A 16,545-nucleotide genomic window follows, 5' to 3' on the forward strand; every position below is an offset into this window, starting at 1 on the left:
CCATGAGGACAGCACGATGAAGGCTATTTCGACCGTACTGTGTTTACTGGCCCTTCCCGCGCTGGCGCAAGAACCGCTGCCGGGCTGGGCCGTTCACTTCACCGACAAAAGCTATGATGCTTTGGTCGCGGATACGAAGGCCGCTGTCAAAGAAAATGGTCTGATTGTTGTAACGCAGGCCGGGCCCACCAAGGCGGCGGCGGCCCGTGGCATCATTATTCCCGGAAACTTGGTAATCGGTGCCTTTAACAACGACTACGCGGTGCGGGTTCTGGAAACCTCGGTCAACGCAATGATCGAAGCGCCCATCCGATTCTACGTGACCGAGAATGCGGACGGCACGGCGACTTTGTCCTACAAAACCCCAAGCCACGTCTTTGCCCCCTATGCCCAGCAAGGCGGTGAGCCACTGCAAGAAATTGCGACGGAACTGGATGAAAAGTTTCAGGCAGTGGCGGAATCCGCAGTCAATTAGTCACACTGCCGTGAACCTGCTTGCGTCCGGACGCGTCCTCCGCAATCTGCAATGACGTATTATTTCGGAGCATAACTAATGCAGGACCTTTCGCCCCGCGCCGCGGACCTTTTGGCCCAAAGACTTTACGAGGCCGGATGCCGCCATGCCTTTGGTATGCCCGGTGGCGAGGTTCTGACGTTGGTGGATGCGCTGGAACAGGCGGGGATCACCTTTCACCTGACCAAGCACGAAAACGCCGCCGGATTCATGGCCGAAGCCGTGCATCACCGCGACGGCGCACCTGCTATTCTGGTGGCGACGCTTGGCCCCGGCGCGATGAACGGGATCAACGTGGTCGCCAACGCCTTGCAGGACCGGGTGCCGATGATCGTGCTGACCGGTTGCGTCGATGCGGATGAAGCGCTGACTTATACCCATCAGGTTATGGATCACGCACAGGTCTATCGCTCGATCACCAAAGGAACCTTTAAACTGACGGCACAGGGCGCGGATATCGTGGCAGACAAGGCCGTATCGCTGGCCAACCAGCCGCGCCCCGGACCCGTGCATATCGATATTCCGATCTCGGTTGCGGATATGTGCGTATCCAGCGTCAAGAAGCGGCGACTGGTCAAGGCTGCCGCCGTCGCGCCCGAGGGCAATTGCCTTGAGAAAGCGCGCCGTTGGGTGGCTGACGCGGAACGTCCCATTGCGATTGTGGGGCTGGACGTGCTGTATGACGGATCGCGCAATGTTGTGCAGGCGTTTCTGGAACATTTCGGCATCCCCTTTGTAACCACCTACAAAGCCAAGGGAGTTGTGCCCGAAGATCACCCCCTTTGCCTTGGCGGGGCCGGATTGTCACCGCTGGCCGACAAACACCTTTTGCCGCTGGTTGAACAGGCCGATCTGGTCTTGTGCCTTGGCTACGACCCGATCGAGATGCGCCCCGGCTGGCGCGAGGTCTGGGACCCTGAAGAAAAGCGAGTCATCGACATCTCGGCTGTGGTCAATGACCACTATATGCATCAGGCCAGCCTGAATATGGTCGCCGATACGGGTGCCACGTTGGAGGCCATGGCAAAGGGCAACCCTGCCCGCGAAACGTGGCCGGACGGCGAACCCACACGGGTCAAAACCGCGCTGGCTGAGGCGTTCCCGACCGATGAGGAATGGGGCCCCGCCGCTGTCATCGCCGAAACCCGTGCAACCCTGCCTGCCGAAACACTGGCTACAGCCGACAGTGGCGCGCATCGTATCTTGCTGAGTCAGATGTGGGATTGTTCCGAGGAACGCGGACTGATCCAGTCCTCGGCGCTGTGTACCATGGGCTGCGCCGTGCCAATGGCGATTGGCATGAAACTGGCCGAACCGGACCGCCCAGTCATCAGTTTTTCGGGCGACGCCGGGTTCCTGATGGTAGCCGGAGAGCTGTCGACTGCCGCCGAAATGGGCGGAAACCCGATCTTTCTTGTCTTTGTCGATGCCAGCCTTGCGCTGATCGAGCTGAAACAGCGCCAGCGCCAGATGGGCAACAGGGGCGTGGATTTCGACCATCACGACTTTGCAGCCATGGGCCGGGCGTTTGGCGGTAAAGGTCACACCGTTCGCAACCGCGAGGAACTGCGCAATGCCCTGAATGAGGCGATGAAAGCCAACTCATTCACCGTGATTGCCGCAGAAATTGACCGTGGGGGCTATGATGGCCGGATCTGAAGGACCGCTGAAGGGCGTCAAAATCCTGGACCTCAGTCGCATTTTGGCCGGACCGACCTGCACGCAGTTGCTGGGCGATCTGGGGGCCAGCGTGATCAAGATCGAAAACCCCGCGACCGGCGGGGATGACACCCGCCAATGGGGCCCTCCTTACGTCGAAGATGCGCAAGGCAACCGGTCCGATCTAAGCGCTTATTTCATGTCGGCCAACCGCAACAAGAAATCCGTGGCTATCGACATCACCACGACCGAGGGGCAATCTGAAATCAAACGGTTGGCCTCGCATGCGGACATTCTGATCGAGAACTTCAAACCCGGCGGATTGGCGAAATACGGTCTGGACTACGCCACGTTGTCGCAAGACTTCCCCAGCCTCGTCTATTGCTCGATATCGGGTTACGGCCAGACCGGGCCAAATGCGTCCAAGCCGGGCTATGACCTGATGGCACAGGGGTACGGCGGGATCATGTCGCTAACAGGCGAACCCGATGGCGCGCCGATGAAGGTGGGCGTGGGCATCGCCGATGTGATGTGCGGAATGTACGCAAGTGTCGGCATTCTGGCGGCCCTGCGCCACCGCGATCAGACCGGCGAAGGCCAGCAGATTGATCTGGCGCTGGTAGATGCGCAGATCGCGTGGCTGATCAACGAAGGTGCGAACTATCTGACCTCAGGCACCGTACCGCAACGGCGCGGTAACGGGCATCCGAACATCGTACCCTATGACGTTTATGAAACCGCCGATGGCCACGTCATTCTGGCCGTCGGAAATGACAGTCAGTTCCGCCGGTTCTGCGAATTCATCGATCACCCCGATCTGGCGGATGATCCGCGTTTCGCCACCAACCCAGCTAGGCTGGAAAATCGTGAGGCGTTAAACGCCGTGCTGCGTCCGGTGGTGAAGACCCATGCTTCAGAGACCATGATTGAGCAGCTCGAAGCCCGCAAGGTTCCGGTTGGTCCAGTACAGACTTTGGATCAGGTTTTTTCAACCGATCAGGTCGAAGCCCGCCAGATGCAGATCGCGATGCAGGCCGCACCGGGTGATGTTCAACTGATCGGGAATCCGCTGAAACTGTCGCGCACACCTGTAACATATCGGGCTGCTCCGCCCGTCTTTGGGGCCGATACGCAGGCCGTTTTGCGCGCTGAACACCCCTTTGACGATTGAAACACTCTGCCCATTTCGGCGGCATGTTGCTGAAACATGCCATTGAATCGGCGGTTTTTTTCAATTTTTGCCCACACGGCATTTCACCAATTCGAGAGCAGGGCCGATACTGATACGACCCACCCAGAGTCTCTGCTACATCAGGTGATGTAGATATTCTCGATTGGATCGGAACATGAACATGAAGCAAGACGTTTTCGGACAGATGAACACCCTCAGCCACCCGGCAAGTGCCGAGGCCTGGGATGGTGTTCTGCTTGGGTTCATGGCCCATGCCGCCGTGACGCCGCAGCATCTTGGCAAAGTTCTGGAGCTTGAACCCGATTTTGCCCTGGGTCACGCAATCAAAGGCTTGTTCATGGTCCTGCTGGGCCGTCGCGAGATGATGCCGGTCGCCGTCGAAGCGATGGCAGCCGCCAACAGTGCCATGGAACGCCAGCCGGTCTCAGCGCGCGAGCGACTGTATGTCGAAGCGCTGGGTCTGTATCTGGCTGACCTGCCCACGCAAGCCATACAAAAATTCGAAGAGATTCTGCGCGACCACCCACAAGACTCGCTGGCAATGAAACTCAGCCACGCGACGCGATTTGTACTTGGCGACGCGGAAGGCATGCGCCGGTCGATCGAGCGGATTCTGCCGGCGTACGAACCCGATCATGCAGGTCGTGGGTATTTGCTGGGTTGTCATTCCTTTGCGTTGGAAGAAACCGGTGCCTACGAAAAGGCCGAAATCGCAGGTCGGCAGGCGCTGTGGATGGTGTCGGACGATGCCTGGGGTCTGCACGCCGTTGCACACGTGCATGAGATGACAGGCAACGCGCAGCTGGGCCTTGATTGGTTGGCAGGACGCGAAGAGGCTTGGACCCACTGCAACAACTTCCGCTATCACGTCTGGTGGCACAAGGCGCTGATGCATCTGGATCTGGGTCAGGTCGATCAGGTAATGGAGCTGTATGACAACTACATCCGTCAGGACAAAACCGACGACTACCGCGATATCTCGAACGCCACGTCCTTGCTGTCACGACTTGAGCTTGAGGGCGTCAATGTGGGCAACCGCTGGGAAGAACTGGCGGATCTCAGTGCGGCGCGGACCGAAGACGGCTGCCTGATTTTTGCCGATCTTCACTACCTTCTGGCCCTGACCGGCGACAATCGCCCAGAGGCGACCAGCAAGATGTTGCAGCGTATTCAGAAAGATGCGCAGCGCAATCAGGGGGACACCCCGATCCGCATGTCCGATCCGGGCATTGCAGCCGCCAAGGGGCTTGAGGCCTTTGGCGAAGGCCTTTACGGCGACGCTTTCGACTTTTTGTCGAACGCCCGAGCAGGTATGCAACTGGCAGGTGGAAGCCACGCCCAACGTGATGTATTCGAGCGCATCACAATTGATTCCGGCCTGCGCGCCGGCCGTCTGGATGCTGTCGAGCGCATCCTGGATGACCGTCGCGCCAAAAGAGCCGGGGGCGAAGACAATTACGCTCTTGCGCGCCGCACATTGATCGATGCAGCACGCGACAACGGAGACGCACAAAGCGTCCCGGCTGAATAACAAAAACTAAGACCAAGAAGGACAGAATACGTATGGCGACAGTTTCGCCCGCTTCTGATTTTGCGCCAGTGGCTGCCTCTGCGGCGGCCCCTGTCCGCACGCGCGACCCGCGCCTGGATTTCTATCGCGGCATCGCGATGTTCATCATCCTGATCGCCCATATCCCGAACGATCCATGGGCTAAGTGGATTCCCGCGCGGTTTGGATTCTCGGACGCGACCGAGATTTTCGTGTTCTGCTCGGGCATGGCGTCGGCGATTGCCTTTGGCGGAGCGTTCCTGCGCAAGGGGTGGTGGATTGGAACGGCCCGCGTGTCGTTCCGTATCTGGCAGGTCTACTGGGCGCATATCTGCCTGTTCTTCTTTGTCGCCATGTCAATGGCGGCGCTGGATCAATCAGGGCTGTTTGAAAAGACCTACGTTTCGTCTTTGAACCTGCAGCACTTCTTCAACGATCCTGCGCCTCAGATCGTGGGTTTGTTCACGCTGACCTATGTTCCGAACTATTTCGACATTCTTCCGATGTACTTGGTGGTTCTGGCGATGATGCCCATGTTTCTGGGCCTCCACCGGATCGGGTTTTGGGCGGTCGCCGCAGCATCCGTCGCGATTTGGCTGGTCGCGCAGACCGACGTTCTGGACCTACCCGCCGAGCCGTGGTCTGAGCGGCAGTGGTTCTTCAATCCTTTCGGTTGGCAGCTGCTGTTTTTCACTGGTTTCGCCTTCATGCGCGGCTGGATACCTGCCCCCCCGGTATCGAAAACCTTGATCTGGGCGGCAGCACTGTTCCTGATCTTCTCGATGCCCTTTGGTTCGTGGAAGGTGTTCACATGGATCAACGCAGCGGCCCCCGATCTGGCTGACGAAATCCGCAAGGTCTGGCCCGTGACGAAAGAGTTCCGTGACAAAACCGATTTTGGCCTGTTCCGCTATCTGCATTTCCTGTCACTCGCGTATCTGGGCTGGGTTGTCGCCGGGGAACATGGGCATCGCCTGATTGCAACCGGTCAGGGTACCGCGGCCAAAGTCTGGCAATTCCTGCTGACCGTCATCACTAAAGTTGGGCAACAATCATTGGCGGTGTTCGTATTTTCGATGGCTGCAGCACGACTTATCGGCGTCGGTCTGGACCTGAGTGGGCGGGATGTTGCCAGTGTTTTCGTCGCCAACATGATTGGCTTTGCGATGATCATCGGCGTGGCATACATGGCCGCTTGGTTTAAGTCACAACCTTGGAAGTCTAAGAAATGAATTTTACACGTCGCGCATTTCTGGTTTCAACGTCGGCGCTTGCATTTGCGCCCGCGACCTTCGCCACCGGCGGCGAGGTCCCATTTGACCGCAACGTCGTCATTGAGATGGCCCGCGATCTGGCCAGCCGGCCTTATGCGGAACGCGAGATGGTGCCGCAGGAATGGCAGGATCTGACGTACCAGCAATATCGCTCGATCCGATTCCGGCTAGACCGCGCGCTTTGGTATGAAACCGAAACGCCTTTCAACGTCGATTTTTTCACACCAGGCCTGTACTTCCCGCGCACTGTTAAAGTTGAAACCGTCGAAAATGGAATGGCTACTCCGATCGCGTTTGATCTTGAGATGTTCGACAAATCCGAGGACGTCCCGGAACTGCCAATCGACGACACGCTGGGCTTCTCCGGCCTGCGATTGCGCACCGAAATGCACCGTCCCGGCAAGACCGATGAGTTCTGCGTCTGGCAAGGGGCCAGCTATTTTCGCGCTATTGGCCTGCATGAGGTCTATGGCCTCTCTGCCCGTGGTCTGGCCCTGAAAACTGGCGACCCGGATGGAGAGGAATTCCCCGAATTCATCCGATTTTGGCTGGAACGCCCAAAACCCGGCCAGCGCGACATGGTCGTCCATGCGCTGATGGACAGCCCCAGCGTGACCGGAGCGTATCGGTTCAATGTCACCGCCGGTGCGGACTGTGTGATGGATATCGAAGCCACGCTGTTCCCACGCGAAGAGCTGACGCATGTGGGTATCGCCCCCGGCACGTCGATGTTCCTGTTCGATCAGACCAACCACAGCCGGTTCGACGACTTCCGCCCTGCCGTACACGACAGCGATGGTCTGTTGGTGCGCAACGGTGCTGGAGAGGTTCTGTGGCGGCCATTGGCGAACCCGACCCGCCTGCAGATTTCGTCGTTCGTCGACACCAACCCGCGCGGCTTTGGCCTGTTGCAGCGCAAGCGTGAGTTCTCGGATTACGCGGATCTTGAGGCGAATTATCACAAACGCCCCAGCCTGTGGGTCGAACCCGGTGCGGATTGGGGCAAAGGTGCGGTCACGCTGGTTGAAATTCCGGCGGATCAGGAAATCTACGATAACATCGTTGCCTACTGGCGCCCTGCCGAACCCTATACGGCTGGCAGCCAGGTCGACCTGTCCTATCGCCTGATCTGGGGGCATGAGCCCCAGCGCACACCGATGGCGCGCGTGATCAACACCGCGATGGGCGACAACACGTTTGGTGAAGGGCGTCTGGCCGTCATCGATTTTGAAGAAAGCGAGCTGTTTGACGACCCAGAGGCGATGACCATCTTCGTGGACTCGCCGCATGCCGAAACATCCGAAGGTGTGCTGCAACGCAACCCCGACACAGGCGGTTTGCGGCTGGCGTTTTCGTTCAAGCCCGGCGACCGCGACCATGTCGAATTGCGCGCGCAGTTGCTGAAAGACAAACAGCCAGCCTCTGAGGTCTGGCTTTACCGTTGGACCTCATGAGCAGAGATCTTCATATCATGCCGCCCGAGACGCCTCTGGCCATGCCTGCGCAGGATTTCAGCGCAGGGTTTCGGGATGCACAGGTTCCTGATGCCAAACGTCCCTCGGCCGGGTTCTGGCGTGCGCTGGCTTTTTCGCCCGCAATGGCGGCGACGCTGGGACTGTTATGGGTGATGACGGACTGGTTCGACGCCGAAGGCATCAACCTGATCGAGGCCATCCTTCTGGCACTAATTTCATTCAACTTCTTCTGGATCTCCTTCACGGTCTGCACTGTGTTGCTGGGCATGGTCTCCCTGTCCCGGCAGGAGCGTCCCGTATGTCAGGGTCGCGCCCAGCCGTTGCGTGTCGCCCTTTTGATGCCGGTCTATAACGAGGTTCCCTGGAACGTGCTGGGCAATGCCCGGACCATGCTTGAAGATTTGCAGGCGCGCGGTGTGCAGCATCACTATGCCATGTTCATCCTCTCGGACACGCGCGACCCCGAGATCGCGGCACAGGAGCAAGCCAGTGTCGAGGCGCTGCGTACCACCCTCGCCCCCGGGCTGGAATTGTATTACCGCCGTCGCGAACAAAACACCGACCGCAAGGTTGGCAACATCGCCGACTGGGTCAGCCGCTGGGGTGCCGAGTGGGATGCGATGCTGGTTTTGGACGCAGACAGTCTGATGACCGGTCGCGCCATCGCCCGATTGACCGATGCGTTGGCGCGGGACCCGGGCGCTGGATTGATTCAGAGCTATCCTCAGCTGATCGGTGCACAATCGGTCTTTGCGCGGATGCAGCAATTCGCCAATGGCGTCTATGGAATTGCTTTTGCCGAAGGGCTTGCGCGCTGGTGCGGGCAGGAAGGCAACTATTGGGGTCATAACGCCATTATCCGCACCCAAGCATTCGCCAATTGCGCGGGTTTGCCAAAACTGCGGGCATTGAACGGTCAAGAAAAACTGATCATGAGCCATGACTTCGTCGAGGCCGGTCTGTTGCGCCGGGCCGGTTGGGGTGTGCGGTTCCTGCCCCGCATTCGCGGGTCTTATGAAGAAACGCCGCCGACACTAATTGATCACGCCCTGCGCGATCGGCGCTGGTGTCAGGGCAATTTGCAGCACCTGAAGCTGTTGGGCTCAGCCGGATTTCAGTCGGTTTCACGGTTCCACATGTTCCACGGCGCAGTCGGATATCTGATGTCGCCGCTTTGGTTTGCGCTGCTGGTGATGTGGGCGCTGATCGGTCAGGGTGAGGATGCCTCGGTCCTGCACTATTTCAGCCCAGACAATCCACTGTTCCCGCAATGGCCCGAGATGACGGAAACCCGCCATGTGCTGATCATTCTGGTCATGTACGCGATGCTGCTTGCGCCAAAGGTGCTGGGTGTTCTGGCCCTGCCACTCAGCGGTGTGCGCTATGCCGAATTCGGTGGCGGGCGCAAATTCCTGACCTCATTCCTGGCCGAGGTTGTTCTGTCGATCCTCTACGCCCCTATTCTGATGGTGCAACAGATGATCGCCGTCATTCGCACCACCTTTGGTATCCAAAAGGGCTGGTCCCCACAGGCGCGGGATGGCGGCAGCTATGGTCTGCGCACGCTGATTCTTTGCCACACGGTCGAAACGATCAGCGGCGTTGCCCTTAGCGCGGGCATCCTGTCCGGTCTTGTATCAGTCTGGTTGGCCCCGATTGCGATCAGCCTTGCCTTTGCCATTCCCTTGTCGGCGCTCAGCGGAGTATCGGCCGGAGCAGCCCGCCGTATGGTTGGCATGAAGGAAGACTTTAACGAGCCCGCAATTACACGCTCGGCCCGTCGCTACAGGGATGAACTGAAGAAGGTGATCGAAGGCAAGGGCGTGATGACTCCTGCCGAGTGATCACCCACCCGGCAGACCTTCGTACCAATCGATCATCATGTCGGCCCAGCCTTTGGGCACCATGTGACCGCTGGGAAACAGCGCAAACTCCAGCGCGCTGCCATCGTCACATCCGCCCCAGTAGCGGCGCATGAAAGGTCCGGTGGTCGAGAACCCGCTGGGCTTGGTATCGACACAACCATTTGCGACGCGCCAAATCTCGAGCCCGGCAAAAATATCGCCCTGATGAAACCGGCCACCGCCCAACAAGCGCCCTTCCAGCGGCACCACGTTGTCCGTCCAGCCATGGGTGTGGAACATCCGCACCGGGCCATCGCAAGATTCAGGATCAGGGCGCCAGAACCCACCTGAAACGGGCACATAGGCCGAGAACGTATCGGGCGCGGCGCAGGCAAGGTAGTAGACCATGAACGCGCCCGCCGAGAACCCGCCCAGAACGACCCGGTCCGTATCCACACCAAACCGATCCGCGGCATCCTGCACCGCCTCGGTCAAAAATGCGGTTTCATCGCGCCCTTCCCAGCCCGGAAAGAAGTTCCAGCTTTGCCGCCCGTTGCGCTCCGACCCTTCTGGCGCCATTACAGCGTAGCCGCGCGCCAGCAACGGTTCCACCATGCCACGGTTTTTCAAAGTACCGGTGGCGTTGCCACCATAGCCGTGCAGAAACACCACCAGTGGCGGGTTCTCATCCTTTGGCAATTCGATATGGTACCCGCCTGAGGCGGTTTCGCACATACCCTCCAGATCGGCACAGGCGGCCAGCCCCGACTGCCCGACCAGCGCCAAACCCGTTGCCAGTGTTAATTCCCGGATCATACTGCACTCCTGTCGTAGTCGCGAACCGGCAATCCGGCGCGCACCCATCCCGGCCCAGCGGCCGACCCCAACATGCCTTCGGGCACATCAATGATATTCGTAAATCCTGCTTCGGTCAGCCGGTTGCTCAACCGCGCCGAACGCACGCCCCGCGCACAGATCAACGCAATTGCCGCGCCCTTGTCACCTTTGACGAGCTGCGTCAGAGCGGGAATGAAATCGTCACGGCGCATGTCCAAATATTTCGCGCCCTCACCGATCCCAGTGGACTGCCACTCTTTCGGGGTGCGAATGTCCAGCAACAACACGTCTCCGGCCGCGGCCTGCCTATGCGCATCCTGCACGCTAAGTTGCCGTCCCGAATAGTCAGGCGGAATAAGCCGGTATTCGCGTATCGCAAATCCCCCCGCCACTGCGGCACAGCCTCCAATCAAGATCCACCTGCGGGATCGGTTTAAGTTTCGGGCCACGTCGCACCCTCCTGACCTGACACGGGGTTTCTATCACAGCGCAGATTTGGAATCCGCGCCGAATTTATCCTGGCAGTTCAAGTTCACGTCATTTTTGCAGGCAAAAGCCGCAGCCTCGCTGTGTTGGCGCGCGGCAAATGAGTTGTATTAGCTGGACAGTAAGAAAATTATCCTTACAAAATCAGTACTACTTGACCGCCCAGAACGGAGTATCGCACTTGTCCCTATTCCTCATCGCGGCCCTTCCTTTTCTCGGCGCTGTTTTTCCAGCTCTTCTGATCAGGGCAGGACGAAATGCAGCTGCTTCTGCTGCTGGGTTGACCACATTTCTGGCGCTGATGGGTCTGTTGATCCACATCCCGTCTGTGATGCGAGGCGATGTTGTGACCGCCCGGTTCGAGTGGATACCAGCCCTTGGATTGAACGCAAATTTCATGCTGGATGGCTTGGGATTTTTGTTTGCTTTGCTGATACTTGGTATCGGGTTACTTATCATCCTCTACGCACGATTTTACCTGTCGCGCGAGGACCCGATGGGGCAGTTCTACACCTATCTTCTGCTGTTTCAGGGCGCGATGGTCGGGATTGTTCTGTCCGACAACATACTGCTTTTGCTTATCTTTTGGGAACTCACGTCGCTTAGCTCCTTCCTGTTGATCGGATATTGGAAACACCTGCCCGAAGGACGTCAAGGTGCGCGGATGGCGCTTGCAGTGACCGGCTCTGGCGGGTTGGCGATGATCGCCGGGATGCTGATCCTGGGCAATATCGTCGGGTCTTATGACCTAAGCGTAATTTTGCAGAACAAAGAGCTGATCCAGGCGTCACCCTATTACCTGCCCGCGTTGATCCTGATCCTGCTAGGTTGCTTTACCAAGTCGGCGCAATTCCCATTCCATTTCTGGCTGCCCCACGCCATGGCGGCCCCGACACCGGTTTCTGCCTACCTGCACTCGGCCACCATGGTGAAGGCCGGGTTGTTCCTGATGGCCCGGATGTGGCCCGTTTTGGCCGGCACCGACGCTTGGTTCTACATTGTTGCCACAACTGGACTTATCACCATGCTGATGGGCGCGGTGATCGCTCTGTTCAAGGATGACCTCAAGGCCCTTCTGGCGTTTTCGACCGTGTCGCATCTGGGGTTGGTCACCATGTTGCTGGGCTTTGGCACAAAGATCGCCGCCGTAGCCGCGATATTTCACATCATCAACCACGCCACGTTCAAGGCTGCGCTGTTCATGACCGCAGGGATCGTGGATCACGAAACCGGTACGCGGGATATCAAACGTCTGGGTGGTCTGCGTCATCTGATGCCGATCACCTTTACGATTGGCACAATCGCTGCGCTGTCGATGGCGGGCATACCGCCCCTGAACGGGTTCCTGTCCAAGGAAATGATGCTGGAAGAGACCGTTCACACCACATGGCTGCACTCTCATTATCTTGTGCCGGGTCTGGCATTGTTGGCGGCGCTGTTTTCAGCGGCCTATTCCTTCCGGTTTGTCAGCCACGTGTTCCTGGGCCCGGAGCGGCATGATTACCCGGCCCATCCGCATGATCCGCCAGTTGGTCTGTGGCTGGCTCCTGCCTTCCTTGTCGTGCTGGTTGTACTGATCGGGCTGAACTCTGCCGCCATCGTGGGCCCCCTGCTTGCAGTTGTGTCCAGTGCGGTCATTGGCGGTGAGAAACTGCCGTATTACTCGTTAAAACTGTGGCACGGCTTTACGCCTGCCCTCTATATGTCCGTGGTCGCGACACTGGGCGGTTTGTTCCTGCTAAGCTTGCATCGGCATGAAGAGAAAATCTGGAATGCTTTGCCGCGTCCCGAGGCCAAGGTGATCTTTGACACTGTGATTGGCATGCTGACAAAACTCAGTCGGTTGATCACCGATACTTTGCATAACGGCGTCCTCAGCCGTTACGCGATCGTTATGATCGGTTTCACCCTCGCGCTGGGTTATTATGCCTATACAACCGGCACGATTGGACCCGAAACGCGGGAGGCGCTGCCCATTCAGATTATTCCGCTTATCGGATGGATCTGCCTTGTCGGTGCAACGCTGGCGATTATGTGGTTCCACCGCAATCGCCTGTTGTCGCTGGTGCTGATTGGTGTTGTCGGCCTGATCGTTTCGATGGCATTCAACTATCTGTCCGCCCCGGATCTGGCGCTGACGCAGATCTCGGTCGAAGTGGTCACGATGATCCTGCTGTTGCTGTCGCTGAATTTCCTGCCCACGGATACGCCCTGGGACAGCAGCGCCGCGCGCCGCTGGCGCGACGCGGCTATTTCAGTCGTGGCGGGCATTGGTTCGGGCGCGCTGATCTATGCGCTGCTGCTGCGGGATTTTGCCTTTCCGACGATTTCGGAATTCCATCTGGCGAATTCTTACAAAGGTGGTGGCGGCACCAATGTGGTCAACGTCATCCTCGTGGACTTCAGGGGCTTTGATACCTTTGGCGAAATCATCGTTCTGGGTATTGCCGCGCTGATCATCTTTGCCCTGACCGAGGCTGTTTTGGGCACCAATGTCCGAAGCTATCTGCTGAACAGGAAACCGCATTGGCCACAGTCGGGGGACTCGCATCCGTTGATGATGGTGGTCGTGACCCGAATGATGATGCCCATCGCGCTGATGGTCGGGGCTTATATCTTTTTCCGCGGCCACAATCAGCCGGGCGGAGGCTTCATCGCGGGCCTTGTCGTCGCAATCGCCTTCCTGATGCAATACATGGCAAGCGGCTATACTTGGGCCATCGAACGCCAGAGGTTCTACTACCATGGCTCCATCGGCTGGGGTGTCCTTATCGCTGCCGCCACCGGATTGGGTGCGTGGTTTAACGATCGTCCGTTCCTGACCAGCGATTTTGGCTATATTCACTGGCCACCGCTAGAAGAGTTCGAATGGGCCACCGCCATCCTGTTTGACACCGGCGTTTTCCTGGCTGTTCTGGGGGCGGTGATGCTGGCGCTGGACAGCCTGTCTAGGTTCGCGTGGCAACCGGGCATGGCGCAGGAATTCCCGATGGATATCAACCCATTGCGGGATAATCCGCCGCAAGAAGAAGAAAACAAGGAGCAGGTCTGATGGAAGCGCTCGTAGCCTCTGCCGTTGGCGTCATGACTGCTGCCGGGATATTCCTGATCCTGCGCCGCCGGACCTTCCCTGTCATTCTGGGTCTGTCTCTGCTGACTTACGCCGTGAACGTGTTCCTGTTCGCAACGGGCCGATTGGCTTTGGACGCGCCTGCCGTTTTGAACAAATACAAAGAGGTGCCCTATACCGATCCGCTGCCGCAGGCTTTGGTGCTGACGGCCATCGTGATCTCGTTCGGAATGACCGCTGTGATCGTGATGATCGCACTCAGCGCCTACCTGTCCTCGAAGGATGACCATATCGACATGAACGCCCATGACAGCGTTGACGCGCCGGGAGAAGACGCATGAACCATTGGATCGTTGCGCCAATCGTCCTGCCCGCGATCCTGGCCCCGTTCATCATTATGGTCCTGCGCTTTCACCTGGACCTGCAGCGCATCTTTTCGGTCGCTGGGGTGGTGGCCCTAATTGGTATTGCCCTGACTATCACTGCACAGGCCGCAGGTGGCGATATTCAGGTTTACGAACTGGGCAACTGGCCTGCGCCCTTTGGCATCGTTCTGGTGTTGGACCGGCTATCGGCCATGATGGTGCTTCTGACTGCACTGTTGGCTTTGCCGATCGTGCTTTATGCTATCGCCTCAGGCTGGGACGACCGGGGCAAACACTTTCACGCCCTGTTCCACTTTCAACTGATGGGTGTCTGTGGCGCATTCCTGACCGGTGATGCCTTTAACCTGTTCGTGTTCTTCGAGGTTCTGTTGATCGCGTCCTATGGCCTGATGACGCATGGGGGCGGTGCAGTACGGTTGAAAGCCGGGGTGCAATATGTGGCCTATAACCTGCTGGGGTCCACCCTGTTCCTGTTTGCTTTAGGCACGCTTTATGCTGTGACCGGAACGTTGAACATGGCCGATTTGGCCGTGCGGGTGGCCGAATTGCCAGCGGATGACACCGCCCTGCTGCGGGTTGGTGCGGTTTTGCTGCTGCTGGTGTTTTGCATCAAAGCCGCTGTGTTGCCACTGCACTTCTGGCTACCGGCGAGCTACGCCAGTGCACCCATGCCCGTGGCCGCCCTGTTTGCGATCATGACCAAGGTCGGCGCCTACTCGATCCTGCGGATGTACACGCTGGGCTTCGGCCCAGAGGTTGAGGCAACGCAGGGGCTTGTTGGCGCTTGGTTGCAACCCGCCGCTTTGGTGACCCTGGCTGTTGGTGCCATCGGCATTCTGGGCACACAGCATATCGCGCGTATGGTGGCGTTCTGTGCCATCACCTCGATGGGAACGTTGCTGATCGCGATCTCGCTGTTTACTGAGACGGCCACAGCAGCGGCACTGTATTACGTGTATCATTCGACCCTGGCCACAGCGCTTATGTTCCTGGTTGCCGATCTGGTGATGGAGCGTCGTGGCGGCGCGATTGCCCCGACTGCACCAATGCCGCAAACGGGTCTGATATCGGCTCTGTTCTTTGTGGGTGCGATAGCGTTGGCGGGCATGCCACCGCTATCGGGTTTTGTCGGCAAGTTGCTGGTGCTGGACGCCGCACGGGACGCACCGGATGCAAACGCCACCTGGGCCGTTATCCTGATCGGTTCCTTCGTCACCATTGTTGGCCTTGCCCGAGCGGGCTCGTTGATCTTCTGGAAAAGCCATGATGCCCAGCACAACACGGAAACGGACCCAGAAAACGAAGAAGAAACCCCGCCCGCGCCTGCGCCCGAGCCCAACCCCGGGCTGGCTTTCACCGCCGTATGCGCAATGGCGATCGGCCTTGTGCTGCTGACCCTGTTTGCGGGACCTGCGCTGGAGTATACCAATAAAACGGCCGAGCAATTGTTCACACCTGAGAACTACATCGCAGCCGTATTGGGAGGCGACACATGATCAGACTTCTGCACCGAATATTTCCGCACCCGCATCTGACATTCCTGCTGACCATCGTGTGGGTCCTGCTGGCCAATAACTTGACGCTGAATTCGCTGGTTTTTGGCCTGATCCTGGGCATCATCATTCCCTTCATCACACAGCCCTACTGGCCTGATCGCCCAAAGCTGCGCAACTGGCCCATGGTCGTTGAATACATCCTGGTTGTGCTTTGGGACATCGTGATCGCGAACATCACCGTTGCCCGGATTATCCTGTTTAAACGCGACGCAGATCGTCAGCCGGCCTGGATCTCGATCCCGCTGGAATTGCGCACACCTGAAGCTATCACAGTGCTGGCGGGTACGATCACCATGACCCCCGGAACCGTCAGCAGCGATCTGTCCGCACAGGGGCATAATCTTCTGGTGCATTGTCTAGATGCCCCCGATCCTGATGCCGTGCGCGACCAGATCAAAAGCCGCTATGAGCGTCGCCTGAAGGAGATTTTCGAATGATCGACATTGCAATCGCCTTTGCATTCGCCTGCTTCGGCGCGGCCATTATGATGTGCCTTTGGCGGATCATCACCGCAGACGGCGTCGGCACCCGCGTTCTTGCTCTGGATACGATGGTCATCAACACGATCGCGCTGTTGATCCTCTATGGTCTGACTCTGGGAACCGAAGTGTTCTTCGAATCCGCCATGATCATCGCCATGCTGGGCTTTGTCTCAACGGTTGCCTACGCGCGCTTCATGCTGCGTGGCAATATCATCGAGTGA

Annotated in this window: 14 protein-coding genes; 12 read left to right on the top strand and 2 right to left on the bottom strand. The window is 58.3% G+C overall.

The genetic code is table 11. The features are described from left to right. Positions 1-16 precede the first annotated feature (16 nt). From DK510_RS22105 to mdoH, 7 genes are all read left to right on the top strand, one after another. On the top strand, positions 17-475 hold the full coding sequence (locus DK510_RS22105) for a DUF302 domain-containing protein (RefSeq protein ID WP_109313949.1): 459 nt from the start codon (positions 17-19) through the stop codon (positions 473-475). A 78-nt stretch (positions 476-553) separates the two neighbouring features. Then, a complete protein-coding gene (locus DK510_RS22110; protein WP_109313950.1) occupies positions 554-2,173 on the top strand; it encodes a thiamine pyrophosphate-binding protein in 1,620 nt (539 codons plus the stop codon). Then, positions 2,160-3,344 carry a CaiB/BaiF CoA-transferase family protein gene (locus tag DK510_RS22115; RefSeq protein WP_109313996.1) on the top strand — a complete coding sequence of 395 codons (1,185 nt, stop codon included), beginning with the start codon at positions 2,160-2,162 and terminating at the stop codon, positions 3,342-3,344. The genes DK510_RS22110 and DK510_RS22115 overlap by 14 nt, the downstream gene beginning before the upstream one ends. A 181-nt stretch (positions 3,345-3,525) precedes the next feature. Further along, entirely contained in the window at positions 3,526-4,896 is a 1,371-nt protein-coding gene (locus tag DK510_RS22120; RefSeq protein ID WP_109313951.1) for a tetratricopeptide repeat protein, read from the top strand. Positions 4,897-4,928: 32 nt separating this feature from the next. Then, positions 4,929-6,146 (top strand): OpgC family protein, encoded by a 1,218-nt coding sequence (locus tag DK510_RS22125; RefSeq protein ID WP_109313952.1) that lies wholly within the window; start codon positions 4,929-4,931, stop codon positions 6,144-6,146. Continuing rightward, positions 6,143-7,642, top strand: coding sequence for a glucan biosynthesis protein (locus DK510_RS22130; RefSeq protein ID WP_109313953.1), 1,500 nt, complete (start codon positions 6,143-6,145; stop codon positions 7,640-7,642). The genes DK510_RS22125 and DK510_RS22130 overlap by 4 nt, the downstream gene beginning before the upstream one ends. Then, complete coding sequence (gene mdoH / locus DK510_RS22135; RefSeq protein WP_109313954.1) at positions 7,639-9,507, top strand: glucans biosynthesis glucosyltransferase MdoH; 1,869 nt, start codon at positions 7,639-7,641, stop codon at positions 9,505-9,507. Before DK510_RS22130 ends, mdoH begins: the two co-directional genes overlap by 4 nt. On the opposite strand, the gene DK510_RS22140 is transcribed toward mdoH, so the two are convergent. Further along, positions 9,508-10,323, bottom strand: a complete 816-nt coding sequence (locus DK510_RS22140) for a PHB depolymerase family esterase (RefSeq protein ID WP_109313955.1) — start codon at positions 10,321-10,323, stop codon at positions 9,508-9,510. Beyond that, on the bottom strand, positions 10,320-10,793 hold the full coding sequence (locus DK510_RS22145; protein WP_109313956.1) for a rhodanese-like domain-containing protein: 474 nt from the start codon (positions 10,791-10,793) through the stop codon (positions 10,320-10,322). Before DK510_RS22145 ends, DK510_RS22140 begins: the two co-directional genes overlap by 4 nt. A 218-nt stretch (positions 10,794-11,011) precedes the next feature. Here DK510_RS22145 and DK510_RS22150 point away from each other — a divergent pair, with 218 nt between their 5' ends. From DK510_RS22150 to DK510_RS22170, 5 genes are read left to right on the top strand one after another with little or no spacing between them, the layout of a single operon-like run. Beyond that, positions 11,012-13,882 (top strand): monovalent cation/H+ antiporter subunit A, encoded by a 2,871-nt coding sequence (locus DK510_RS22150; RefSeq protein WP_109313957.1) that lies wholly within the window; start codon positions 11,012-11,014, stop codon positions 13,880-13,882. Beyond that, positions 13,882-14,241 (top strand): Na+/H+ antiporter subunit C, encoded by a 360-nt coding sequence (locus tag DK510_RS22155; RefSeq protein ID WP_108860216.1) that lies wholly within the window; start codon positions 13,882-13,884, stop codon positions 14,239-14,241. Before DK510_RS22150 ends, DK510_RS22155 begins: the two co-directional genes overlap by 1 nt. Further along, the gene (locus DK510_RS22160; protein WP_109313958.1) at positions 14,238-15,782 is read left to right on the top strand and encodes a monovalent cation/H+ antiporter subunit D; all 1,545 of its coding nucleotides are present in this window, start codon (positions 14,238-14,240) and stop codon (positions 15,780-15,782) included. The genes DK510_RS22155 and DK510_RS22160 overlap by 4 nt, the downstream gene beginning before the upstream one ends. Further along, positions 15,779-16,279, top strand: coding sequence for a Na+/H+ antiporter subunit E (locus DK510_RS22165; protein WP_370247519.1), 501 nt, complete (start codon positions 15,779-15,781; stop codon positions 16,277-16,279). The genes DK510_RS22160 and DK510_RS22165 overlap by 4 nt, the downstream gene beginning before the upstream one ends. After that, complete coding sequence (locus DK510_RS22170) at positions 16,276-16,545, top strand: K+/H+ antiporter subunit F (RefSeq protein WP_058274196.1); 270 nt, start codon at positions 16,276-16,278, stop codon at positions 16,543-16,545. Before DK510_RS22165 ends, DK510_RS22170 begins: the two co-directional genes overlap by 4 nt.

The sequence above is a fragment of the Ruegeria sp. AU67 genome (assembly GCF_900312795.1).
In the GTDB taxonomy this organism is placed as follows: Bacteria; Pseudomonadota; Alphaproteobacteria; order Rhodobacterales; family Rhodobacteraceae; genus Ruegeria; species Ruegeria atlantica.

Bases quoted from the DNA above. Each gene is read 5' to 3' on its own strand.
- DK510_RS22125 (WP_109313952.1), top strand. From the start codon at position 4,929: ATGGCGACAGTTTCGCCCGCTTCTGATTTTGCGCCAGTGGCTGCCTCT.
- DK510_RS22105 (WP_109313949.1), top strand. From the start codon at position 17: ATGAAGGCTATTTCGACCGTACTGTGTTTACTGGCCCTTCCCGCGCTG.
- DK510_RS22155 (WP_108860216.1), top strand. From the start codon at position 13,882: ATGGAAGCGCTCGTAGCCTCTGCCGTTGGCGTCATGACTGCTGCCGGG.
- DK510_RS22130 (WP_109313953.1), top strand. From the start codon at position 6,143: ATGAATTTTACACGTCGCGCATTTCTGGTTTCAACGTCGGCGCTTGCA.
- DK510_RS22120 (WP_109313951.1), top strand. From the start codon at position 3,526: ATGAAGCAAGACGTTTTCGGACAGATGAACACCCTCAGCCACCCGGCA.
- DK510_RS22160 (WP_109313958.1), top strand. From the start codon at position 14,238: ATGAACCATTGGATCGTTGCGCCAATCGTCCTGCCCGCGATCCTGGCC.
- mdoH (WP_109313954.1), top strand. From the start codon at position 7,639: ATGAGCAGAGATCTTCATATCATGCCGCCCGAGACGCCTCTGGCCATG.
- DK510_RS22165 (WP_370247519.1), top strand. From the start codon at position 15,779: ATGATCAGACTTCTGCACCGAATATTTCCGCACCCGCATCTGACATTC.
- DK510_RS22110 (WP_109313950.1), top strand. From the start codon at position 554: ATGCAGGACCTTTCGCCCCGCGCCGCGGACCTTTTGGCCCAAAGACTT.
- DK510_RS22170 (WP_058274196.1), top strand. From the start codon at position 16,276: ATGATCGACATTGCAATCGCCTTTGCATTCGCCTGCTTCGGCGCGGCC.
- DK510_RS22140 (WP_109313955.1), bottom strand. From the start codon at position 10,323: ATGATCCGGGAATTAACACTGGCAACGGGTTTGGCGCTGGTCGGGCAG.
- DK510_RS22115 (WP_109313996.1), top strand. From the start codon at position 2,160: ATGGCCGGATCTGAAGGACCGCTGAAGGGCGTCAAAATCCTGGACCTC.